Consider the following 10615-nt stretch of genomic DNA (forward strand, 5'->3'; position numbering starts at 1 on the left):
GCGTGTGAACACGCCGAGCCTGCCCGCTCCCCCGGTTCCCCCTCTATCGGATCCCCCGATCCCCCGCAGTCCATGGACGCCGGCCGGCGTCACACCATGATCTCGTCCTCGCTGCGCGCGGTCTTGGGCACCGTGAACGCCAGCAGCCACGTCAGGACCAAGACCCCGGCGGCCAGCCAATAGATGAGCTCGGTGGCCGGGAACGGCGAACCGCCGTGCTCGACCCGGTTGAAGAACAGCGTGCTGAACAGCGCCGCGGCCACCGCGTTGCCGAGCTGGTTGAAGGAGCTGATCACGCCGTTGGCCGAGCCCAGTTCGTGGTCGTCGACCGCGGCCAGCACCAGGCCGAAGAACGGCGCGAAGACCAGGCCCATGCCGATGCCCGAGACCAACAGCGCCGGGGCCAGGTTCCAGCTGGTGACGCCGCTGTGCCAGATCTGCTGGTGCTCGGCGTTCAGGGTGAACGACGTCCCGGCGTAGTGCTTGATGATGTACGCGCTCAGCGCCATGCCGGCGGCGAGCGTCAGCAGCCCGGCGTGCAGGACCCGGCGCGGCGTCTTCTTCACGAAGGCCTGGCCGGCGCCCATCGAGATGATCGTCCCCAGCGACCACCACGCGCCGGTGAGCCCGGCCCGCAGCGGCGACCAGCCCAGGGACACCTGCAGCAGCAGCGGGCTGACCGTGAAGGCCGCCGCGCACGCGCCGAAGAACAGGAAGATGGTCATCGCGCCGGTGGTGAAGGCCCGCTTGCGGAACAGGCTGGTCTCCAGGAACGGGTCCAGGTTCCTCTTGTGCCGGGCCCGGGCGTAGAGGCCGAAGACGATCATCACCAGGACCGAGGCCGCCAGCATCAGCCAGATCCCCGCGTCCCAGTGGTGCTCGCGGCCCTGGATGACCGGGTAGACCAGCAGGCCGACCGCGGCCGAGCAGAGCACCAGGCCGATGTAGTCCAGCTTCGGCCGGGCGCCCTCGCGGTGGTGCACCGTCGGCAGCACCTTGGCCGCGAAGTACAGCGCGATCACGCCGACCGGCAGGTTGATCACGAACACCCAGCGCCAGGAGGCGTAGGTGATCAGCGCGCCGCCGAGCACCGGGCCCAGGGCGGCGGACAGGCCCATGAACGGGCCGAAGATGGCGAACGCCTTCTGGCTGTTCTCCCGGCCGAACTTCTCCCGGATCATGCCGATGCCCTGCGGGATCATCATGGCCGAGGCGCTGCCCTGGAGCAGCCGGGCCGTGATCAGCTCGCCCGGGTTCTGCGCGATGGCGCAGACCGCGGACATGATCGTGAAGCCGGTCAGGCCGATCATGAACATCCGGCGCCGCCCGGCGATGTCGCCCAGCCGGCCGCCGGCGATCAGCAGCACCGAGAAGGACAGCACGTAACCGGTGCTGATCCACTGGTACTCGGTGTTCGAGGCACCGAGCCCGTTCCGGATCGACGGCGCGGCGACGTTCATCACCGTGGCGTCCAGCAGGTCCATCATCGAGGCGCCGAGCACGGTGAACATCACCGCCCACGCGCCCTTGGGGATCGCCGAGAGCCCCGGATCCTTGCCCTTCTCCGGTGCCGCTTCCCCCGGCACCCCGTCGGATACCGGGACGGTCACGTCCTCCGTACCCTTCAAAACCTCGTTCATGATTCCCCTCCGCGCCGACCGCGGGCCCGGTCACGTGACTCGCTCGCAGCACACGATATAGCGCGTGCTGCGACTGTCAAGCTATATCGCGAATCTCGCCGGTTCCGGCGACCTCAGATTGATGGTGTGCCCGCCTCCCGTGGCGGGTACGACTCCTTTTTAGCGGACACCACCGACAGGTTCGCCTGAATTTGGCGCCGTCCGGGCGGCCGGTCCGCAATGCGCACGAATCGAGAAGCGGCCGGGCCCGGACCCCTCGTCAGTCGAGGGATCCGGGCCCGGCCGCTTGTCCAGCGGTCACGCGGTCACGCGGTCACGCGGTCACGCGGTCACGCGGTCACGCGGTCACGCGGTCACGCGGTCACGCGGTCACGCGGTCACGCGGTCACGCGGTCACGCGGTCAGGCTCACGCACCGATGGCGTGCACGCCGCCGTCCACGTGGATGACCTCGCCGGTGGTCCGCGGGAACCAGTCCGACAGCAGCGCGACGATGCCGCGCGCCGTCGGGTCGGGGTCCTCCAGATTCCAGCCCAGCGGCGCCCGCTCGCCCCACACGCCGTCGAACTGCTCGAAGCCCGGGATCGATTTGGCCGCCATGGTCTTGATCGGCCCGGCCGAGATCAGGTTGCTGCGGATGCCGCGCGGGCCGAGGTCGCGGGCCAGGTAGCGGGAGGTGGACTCCAGCGCCGCCTTGGCCACGCCCATCCAGTCATAGCCCGGCCAGGCCACCTGCGCGTCGAAGTCCAGGCCGACCACCGAGCCGCCGGTCTCCGGGAACAACGGCAGCAGCGCCATGGTCACCGACTTCAGCGAGTAGGCCGAGACGTGCACCGCGGTCGCGACCGACTCCCACGGGGTGTTCAGGAAGTTGCCGCCCATCGCGTCCTGCGGACCGAAGGCGATGCTGTGGACGATGCCGTCGACGCCGTCCATGTGCTCCTTGACGTTGTCCGCCAGCGCCGCCAGGTGCTCGGCGTTGGTGACGTCGAGCTCGATCACCGGCGCGCCGCCGTTCGGCAGCTTCTTCGCGATCCGCTGCGTCAGCGAGGGCCGCGGGAACGCGGTGAGCACCACCTGCGCGCCCTCCTCCTGCGCGATCCGCGCCGCGTGGAAGGCGATCGAGGCGTCGGTGAGCACGCCGGTGACGACGATGCGCTTGCCTTCGAGGATGCCCATGCTCAGTGCCCCATTCCCAGTCCGCCGTCAACCGGGATGACGGCTCCAGTGATGTACGCGGCCTGCTCTGAGGCCAGGAACCGCACGACGCCGGCGATCTCCTCGCCGGATGCCATCCGGTTCAGCGGCACCTGCTTCAGGATCTCCGCCTTGCGGTCGTCGGAGAGCACCGCGGTCATGTCGGTCTCGACGAAACCGGGGGCGACCACGTTGCAGGTGATGCCGCGCGAGCCGATCTCCCGGGCCACCGACCGGGCGAAGCCGACCAGGCCGGCCTTGCTGGCGGCGTAGTTGGCCTGCCCGGCCGAGCCGGACAGCCCGACCACCGAGGAGATCAGGACGATGCGTCCGCGCTTGAGCCGCAGCATGCCCCGGCTGGCCCGCTTGGTGACCCGGAACGAGCCGACCAGGTTGGTGTCCAGCACCGCCTCGAAGTCCTCGTCGCTCATCCGGAGCAGCAGCGTGTCCCGGGTGATGCCGGCGTTGGCCACCAGCACCTCCACCGGGCCCTGCTGGGCCTCGACCTCGCCGAAGGCCCGGTCCACGTCCTCGGCGACGGTCACGTCGCACTTCACGCCGAACAAGCCCTCGGGGACCTCGCCCGAGCGGTAGGTGATGGCGACCTTGTCCCCGTCCGCCGCGAAGGCCTTCGCGATGGCCAGGCCAATTCCCCGGTTTCCCCCCGTGACCAGTACGGACCGGCTCAATTCAGCACCTCTGTTCTTGATCTCGTGGCGCCTGCTGTCTTCGCCTATGACGTCAGCGCCGACGTTATCGGGATACCGGGAGGTCGCCGCAACCTCGCAAGGCATAGATCGACAGGCGTCGGCTTTGTAGGACCCCCACAAGCGGCCCGGCGCGCACAGTTCCCGTTAGGTTTGCGCTATGACCGTAGACGAGTCCTTCACCTCGCTCCCTCTGGGCGATCTCGCCGAAGCGGCGTTGTCCCGGGCCCGCGCCCTGGGCGCCGAGCACGCCGACTTCCGCGTCGAGACCGTCCGCTCCCAGAACATCAATCTGCGCGACGGCCACGTCGACGGCGTCAGCGATTCCTCCGACCGCGGTTTGAGCGTGCGCGTCGTGTATGACGGCACGTGGGGCTTCGCCGCCGGGGTCGCGCTCGACGCGCGGACCGCCGCCGCCCTGGCCGAGCAGGCCGTCGAGGTGGCCAAGGTGTCCAAGCCGGTGAACTCCGAGCCGGTGGTGCTGGCGCCGGAGCCGGTGCACGGCGAGCACGTATGGGTCTCCAGCTATGAGGTCAACCCCTTCGACGTCCCGGACACCGAGAAGATCGGGCACTTCCAGCGCTGGTCCGAGCGGCTGCTGGCGGCCGACGGGGTGGCGCACGTGGACGCCGGGTTCCAGGCCGTGCAGGAGTGCAAGTACTTCGCGGACCTGGCCGGCAACCGGCTGACCCAGCAGCGGATCCGGACCGAGGGCGCGCTGACCGCGGTCGCCGTCGACGAGGACAGCGGCGCCTTCGAGACCATGCGCACGGTGGCCCCGCCGGTCGGGCGCGGCTGGGAGTTCTTCACCGGCAACGAGGTCTTCGACTGGGACGCCGAACTCGACGCGCTGCCCGGACTGCTGCGCGACAAGCTCACCGCGCCGTCGGTGCAGGCCGGCGAGTACGACCTCGTCATCGACCCGTCGAACCTGTGGCTGACCATCCACGAGTCCATCGGCCACGCCACCGAGTTGGACCGGGCCCTGGGCTACGAGGCCGCCTACGCCGGCACCTCGTTCGCCACGCTCGACAAACTCGGTACCCTGAAATACGGCTCGCCCGTGATGAACATCACCGGCGACCGGGTGTCCGAGCACGGCCTGGGCACCGTCGGCTTCGACGACGAGGGCGTGCAGACCCAAGCGTGGGACATCGTCAAGGACGGGACCCTGGTCGGCTACCAGTTGGACCGCCGCATCGCGCAGCTCAAGGGCCTCAACGGCGGCCGCTCCAACGGCTGCGCCTTCGCCGACTCCGCGGCGCACGTGCCGATCCAGCGGATGGCCAACGTCTCGCTCCGGCCGGCCCCGGACGGCCCGTCGACGAAGGAGCTGATCTCGCGGGTGCGCCGCGGGCTCTACATCATCGGCGACAAGTCGTGGTCGATCGACATGCAGCGCTACAACTTCCAGTTCACCGGCCAGCGCGCCTTCCTGATCGAGGACGGCGAGCTCAAGGGCCAGGTGAAGGACTTCGCCTATCAGGCCACGACGACCGACTTCTGGGGCGCGATGGAGGCGGTCGGCGGGCCGCAGACCTATGTCGTCGGCGGCTCGTTCCAGTGCGGCAAGGGCCAGCCCGGGCAGGTGGCGCCGGTCAGCCATGGCGCGCCGGCCGCGCTGTTCCGCGGCATCCGTATCCTCAACACCGTTCAGGAGGCTGGTCAGTGACTCTTTCATCCAAGCCCCAAGACCTGGTCGAGAAGGCCCTGGAGCTGTCCCGCGCGGACGGCGCCGTGGTCCTGGTGGACGCCGCGACCGACGCCAACCTGCGCTGGGCCAACAACACCCTGACCACCAACGGCGTCTCGGCCGGGCAGCAGGTCACGGTGATCTCGGTCAAGAACGGTGCCACCGGCGCGGCCTCGGCCGCCGTCGGCGTGGTCGGCCGCTCCGGCGTGGACCTGTCCAGCGTCGAAGACCTGGTCCGGGCCAGCGAGAAGGCGGCCGAGGAGTCCGGCCCGGCCGACGACGCCGACCAGCTGGTCCCCGGCCGGGCGTCGGCGGACTGGGACGAGCCGCCGGCCCAGACCGACATCTCGGTGTTCTCCTCGTTCGCCCCGGCGCTCGGCGAGACCTTCGCCGCCGCCCGCGCCGAGGGCAGCCTGCTGTTCGGCTACGCCGAGCACAGCATGAGCACCCAGTACCTGGGCTCCACGAGCGGCCTGCGGCTGCGGCACGCCCAGCCCACCGGTTCGGTGCAGCTCAACGCCAAGTCCGGCGACCGGTCCCGCTCGGCCTGGGCCGGGGTGCCGACCGCGGACTTCTCCGACGTGGACGTGGTGGCCGTCGGCCAGGACCTGGCGCGCCGGCTGGAGTGGGCCAAGCGCAAGATCGACCTGCCGGCCGGCCGCTACGAGACCGTGCTGCCGCCGACCTCGGTCGCCGATCTGATGATCTACGCGTACTGGTCGGCCGCGCTGCGTGACGCCGTGGACGGCCGCTCGGTGTTCAGCAAGAGCGGCGGCGGGACCAAGCTCGGCGAGAGCCTGGCCGGCTCCTCGGCGATCAAGGCGACGCTGCGCAGCGACCCGACCGCGGCGGGGCTGGAGTGCACGCCGTATGTCGAGGCGTACTCCTCCAACGCGTACCAATCGGTGTTCGACAACGGACTCGCCCTCGGGCCGACCGAGTGGATCAAGGACGGCGAACTGGCCGCGCTGCTGACCACCCGGCAGACCGCGGCCGGGGCCCAGGCACCGGTGACGCCGTTCGTCGACAACCTGATCCTGGACGCGGCGCCCGGCGGCACCGGCCCGTCGCTGACCGAGCTGACCGGCTCGACCCGCGACGGCCTGCTGCTGACCAGCCTGTGGTACATCCGCGAGGTGGACCCGCAGACCCTGCTGCTGACCGGGCTCACCCGGGACGGCGTCTACAAGGTCGAGGGCGGCGAGGTGGTCGGCGAGGTGAACAACTTCCGGTTCAACGAGTCGCCGGTGGCGCTGCTCTCGCGGATCGCCGAGGCCGGCCGGACGGAGCGGACGTTCTCCCGCGAGTGGGGCGACTACTTCAACCGGACCGCGATGCCCGCGCTGCGGATCCCGGACTTCAACATGTCGTCGGTGAGCCCGGCCTCCTGAGCGGCGCCGATGCTATATCAGGACCCCGCCGAGCCGATGTCGGCGGGGTCCTGTCCTCCCTCTCGACGGCGGGCGTAGCCTGGGAGTATGCGGATCGGGCGGGACAAGACCGGACAACAGGACGTCTTCGGGATCACCGACGCGCCCAAGCCGTTGAGCCAGGACATCCGGTCCCGCGAGTCGAAGTACCTGATGGCGATGGGGATAAGGATCGCGGCGTTCCTGCTGATCGTGATCCTGCCGATCGACTGGCCGTGGAAGCTCGGGCTGGCGGCGCTGGCGCTGGTACTGCCGTATGTCGCGGTGGTCTACGCCAACGGCGGCCGCGAACCGCAATCGGGTGCGGACTCCCCGTTCATGGACCAGGAACGGCTTGCCCTGCTGCCCGGGCAGGGGGTCCGGGAGACGCCGCGGGATCACGGCCTCACGGCACAGGAGAGCGCCCCCGACACCCCGCGTGAGGAGCCGATCGTCGGCCGGATCGTCGGCGAGGACGACTGATCGGAGCACGGGTCCGGGGCATCCGGGCACCGACCGGGGAAAAGTAAGGGGCCCATTCCCTTAGCGGGTCTACGCATGTCATACTTCTTACCTGCGCCCTGAACCCCCGTCGGGGCGCCACTTGCGGCGTCGAGCGGCTCCCCCCGTGGCCGTTCGACGCCGCGTCTCTTTGCCTCGCGGAGCTGGGTTATCGTGGCTTCGTGACCTCGGACGACTCCCCCGCCCCCGCCATCTGTTCGGCGAAGGGCTGCCGCCTGCCCGCGGCGTGGAGCGTGGTGTGGAACAACCCGAAGCTGCACACCCCGGACCGGCGCAAAGTGTGGCTGGCCTGCGAGGAGCACCGGCAGCACCTGGCCGACTTCCTGGACGTGCGGGGCTTCCTCATCGAGGTGGAGCCGTTCCGACCTGGGGCCGCGCAGGACTGACCCGGACCGGACCGGGCATCCGCCGGACCGGATCGGCCCGGCGAACGCTTCGACAGTCGAACGTCCAAGCCGGACCTTCGAGCCGAACCCTCAAATGGATCGCTTAAAGCTCAAACCGGACGTCGGAATCGGACGCCGGAATCGGACACTCAGCCCATCAGACCGTTGAGCTCCGGGTACGGGAGCCCGCCCTCGACCGACGTGTAGGTACCGCTTTTGGCCAACTCCTCGGCGGCTCGGCGCACCAACCCGTAGGCCGCCTCGGCGACCGCCGCGCCCAGGCTGGCCCGCGCCACACCCAGCCCCGCGAGCTCGGCGACCGTCGGCGCCCCGGGCCCGACCATCACGTTCAGCGGCGCGTCGATCCCCTGCACCAGGGCACTGATCGTCTCCGGCGCCGCGACCCCCGGCACGAAGATCCCGCTGGCCCCGGCGGCCAGATAGCGCTTGGCCCGGGCCAAGGTCTCACCGAGCCGGTCCGGCTCCGCGCCGAGCTGGAACAGGAACACGTCGATCCGCGCATTGATGTACAGCGGAACCCCGGCCGCGTCAGCAGCCCGCCGGGCACCGGCGATCCGGGAGACCAGCTCAGCCGGATCCCGCGGCCCGTCCTCGATGTTGACCCCGACCGCACCGGCCGCGATCACCTGCGTGACGGTCTCCGCCACGGCGTCCGCGTCAGCACCGAACCCATCCTCGATATCGGCGGTCACCGGCACCTCGACGGTGTCGACCACACGCCGGATCAGCGCCACCGCCCGCTCCCGATCCAGATGACCGCCGTCAGCCGCCCCGAGCCCCCACGCGACCCCGGCACTGGTGGTCGCCACCGCGGGCGCACCGGTCGAGGCGACGATACGGGCACTGGCGCCGTCCCACGCGTTGGCGAGGGCGAGCGGCGTGCCGGGGACGTGGAGCGCGTGGAACCGGGTGGCCTTGTCGTGCTGAGATGTCATGGCCTCAGCGAATCAGAAGGCACCCACGGTCGCATCTTATTCGGTGAGGGCCGAATCCACGGCGCGAGGCCTCGCCCCACACCGCCAAGGACGCGAGCCCCGCCGAGCTTTCCTGCGAGGTCAGCCCGCCGAGGCAGCACGCAATCGCCCTGCCGCACCGCCGCGCAAGGTCAACCCGCCAAGGCAGCACACGCGGCGGTCGCTCTGCCGAATCGCCGGCCGAGATCAGCCCGCTGCACCCCCGCGCGCGCCGCACCTCACCAGTCCTCCAGCCTCACCAATCCTCCAACCCTCACCAATCCGCCAGCCGCCGCCGCAACAACCGCCGCTCCCCCTCACTCGGCGCCAGCGCGATCGCCTCCCGCAGGCACTCGTGAGCTTCAGCCGCGCTCCCGACCCGCCGCAGCAGATCGGCCCGAGCCGCGGCCAGCAGGTGGTAGCCGTCCAGGCGTCCCGAGGCGGCGAGCGCGTCGACCTCCGCCAGTGCCGCCTCGGGTCCCTCCGCCATCGCCAGCGCGACCGCGCGGTTCAGGTCCACGACCGGGCCGGGCGCCACCTTCGCGAGTTCGTCGTACAGTCCCACGATCTGCGGCCAGTCCGTTTCGGCCGTGCTCGGCGCCGCCGCGTGGCAGGCCGCGATCGCCGCCTGGATCTGGAACGGCCCGGCGCGGCGGCGGCGCAGTGCCCGTTCCAGGATCGCCCCGCCTTCGCCGATCAGCTCCCGGTCCCACCGGGATCGGTCCTGGTCTTCCAGGATGACCGGCTCGCCGTCCTCGTCGAACCGCGACGCGCGCCGCGCCTCCTGCACCAGCATCAGGGCCAGCAGCCCTTGCGCCTCGGGCTCGTCGGGCATCAGCGCGACCAGCACCCGGGCCAGCCGGATCGCCTCCCGGCCCAGGTGGGCCGGGTCCCGCGGTTCGTCATAGCCTCGGTTGAACAGCAGGTAGAGCACGTGCAGCACCGCCGGAAGCCGGTCCGGCAGCAGGTGCGCCGACGGCACCCGGAACGGGATGACCGCGTGCGCGACCTTCTGCTTGGCCCGGAAGACGCGCTGGCCCATGGTCCGCTCCGAGACCAGGAACGCGCGCGCGATCTCAGCGGTGCTCAGCCCGGCCAGGGATCGCAGCGTCAGCGCCACCTGCGCGTCCAGGCGCAGCGCCGGGTGGCAGCAGGTGAACATGAGCTCAAGGCGCTCATCCGGAATCTCGCTGTCCTGGGTGTAGGGCGGCGGCGCGGGCTCGCGCGCCGCCGCCCGCAGCTTGGCCGCCTCGGTCGAGGCCCGGCGCATCCGGTCCACGGCCCGGTTGCGGGCGGTGGTGGTGAGCCAGGCCAGCGGCTGCCGGGGGATCCCGTCCCCGGGCCACTTGCGCAGCGCCTGGGTGAACGCGTCCTGCGCGCACTCCTCCGCCAGGTCCCAGTCGCCGCCGGTGAACCGGATCATGGTGGCCACGATCCGGCTCCAGCCGTCGGCGTAGATCCCGGCGATGACCTCGCTCGCCGATTCGCCGTCCATCGCCCCGCCGTCCGGCCTCAGTCGTCCTCGCCCCAGAACGGGCGCAGCTCGATCACGCCGCCCCAGGCCATCGGGTGCCGGGACGCCACCTCGACCGCGTGGTCCAGGTCGGTGCACTCCAGGACGTCGAACCCGGCGATCAGGTCCTTGGTCTCGACGTACGGCCCGTCGGTGAGCAGCACCTCGCCGTCGCGGACGCGGACCGTGGTGGCGTCGGACTCCGGACGCACCCGGTCGCCCAGCACCCGGATGCCCTTGCCGTCGTTCTCGGCGACCCACTCCTCGACGTCGGGGGCGTCGCCCACCTTCGACTTGTCGAGGCCGGGGTCCAGGCAGACCAGCATCAGGTACTTCATCGGTCTCTCCGTTCGCAGGTTGTCGCGGCGGTGTGTCCCGCCGGTCATGAGGTTGACGAACGGCTCGGGCCCGCTACTACATGCCCCCCGAAGTTTTTCCGACCGGCCCAGCGCTAGAAGACTCATGAAAATCATGCGTTCTGACCTCGTCGGTTCTCCGGTGGGGTCAGACTGCTGTTATGCAGGGTGAGTGGACTGGTGAGCTGGTCGGGGCGGATGTGTGGGAGACCTGTCGGG

Annotated in this window: 10 protein-coding genes; 4 read left to right on the top strand and 6 right to left on the bottom strand. The window is 70.6% G+C overall.

The window, feature by feature from the left end:
• Window positions 1-89: 89 nt before the first annotated feature.
• The 3 genes from KGQ19_RS44470 to fabG form a co-directional block, all read right to left on the bottom strand.
• On the bottom strand, window positions 90-1640 hold the full coding sequence (locus tag KGQ19_RS44470) for an MFS transporter (protein WP_212020969.1): 1551 nt from the start codon (window positions 1638-1640) through the stop codon (window positions 90-92).
• Between the two features lie 407 nt (window positions 1641-2047).
• Window positions 2048-2818, bottom strand: coding sequence for an enoyl-ACP reductase FabI (fabI, locus tag KGQ19_RS44475; RefSeq protein ID WP_212020971.1), 771 nt, complete (start codon window positions 2816-2818; stop codon window positions 2048-2050).
• A gap of 2 nt (window positions 2819-2820) precedes the next feature.
• A complete protein-coding gene (gene fabG, locus KGQ19_RS44480) occupies window positions 2821-3525 on the bottom strand; it encodes a 3-oxoacyl-[acyl-carrier-protein] reductase (RefSeq protein WP_212020973.1) in 705 nt (234 codons plus the stop codon).
• Between the two features lie 178 nt (window positions 3526-3703).
• Here fabG and KGQ19_RS44485 point away from each other — a divergent pair, with 178 nt between their 5' ends.
• The 4 genes from KGQ19_RS44485 (at window position 3704) to KGQ19_RS44500 (ending at window position 7553) form a co-directional block, all read left to right on the top strand.
• Window positions 3704-5215: a TldD/PmbA family protein gene (locus tag KGQ19_RS44485; RefSeq protein WP_212020975.1), complete on the top strand. Its 1512-nt coding sequence runs from the start codon at window positions 3704-3706 to the stop codon at window positions 5213-5215.
• The gene (locus KGQ19_RS44490) at window positions 5212-6627 is read left to right on the top strand and encodes a metallopeptidase TldD-related protein (protein ID WP_212020977.1); all 1416 of its coding nucleotides are present in this window, start codon (window positions 5212-5214) and stop codon (window positions 6625-6627) included. The genes KGQ19_RS44485 and KGQ19_RS44490 overlap by 4 nt, the downstream gene beginning before the upstream one ends.
• A gap of 87 nt (window positions 6628-6714) precedes the next feature.
• On the top strand, window positions 6715-7128 hold the full coding sequence (locus KGQ19_RS44495) for a DUF3099 domain-containing protein (protein ID WP_212020979.1): 414 nt from the start codon (window positions 6715-6717) through the stop codon (window positions 7126-7128).
• Between the two features lie 200 nt (window positions 7129-7328).
• Window positions 7329-7553, top strand: coding sequence for a hypothetical protein (locus tag KGQ19_RS44500; RefSeq protein ID WP_212020981.1), 225 nt, complete (start codon window positions 7329-7331; stop codon window positions 7551-7553).
• Between the two features lie 149 nt (window positions 7554-7702).
• Here the strand turns inward: KGQ19_RS44500 and KGQ19_RS44505 are convergent, their stop codons facing one another.
• The 3 genes from KGQ19_RS44505 to KGQ19_RS44515 form a co-directional block, all read right to left on the bottom strand.
• Window positions 7703-8509 (bottom strand): isocitrate lyase/PEP mutase family protein, encoded by an 807-nt coding sequence (locus tag KGQ19_RS44505; protein WP_212020982.1) that lies wholly within the window; start codon window positions 8507-8509, stop codon window positions 7703-7705.
• A 292-nt stretch (window positions 8510-8801) separates the two neighbouring features.
• Window positions 8802-10022: an RNA polymerase sigma factor gene (locus tag KGQ19_RS44510; RefSeq protein WP_212020983.1), complete on the bottom strand. Its 1221-nt coding sequence runs from the start codon at window positions 10020-10022 to the stop codon at window positions 8802-8804.
• A 17-nt stretch (window positions 10023-10039) separates the two neighbouring features.
• Window positions 10040-10378, bottom strand: a complete 339-nt coding sequence (locus KGQ19_RS44515; protein ID WP_212020984.1) for a YciI family protein — start codon at window positions 10376-10378, stop codon at window positions 10040-10042.
• Window positions 10379-10615: the final 237 nt, after the last annotated feature.

Source organism: Catenulispora pinistramenti, from assembly GCF_018274385.1.
GTDB lineage: Bacteria > Actinomycetota > Actinomycetes > Streptomycetales > Catenulisporaceae > Catenulispora > Catenulispora pinistramenti.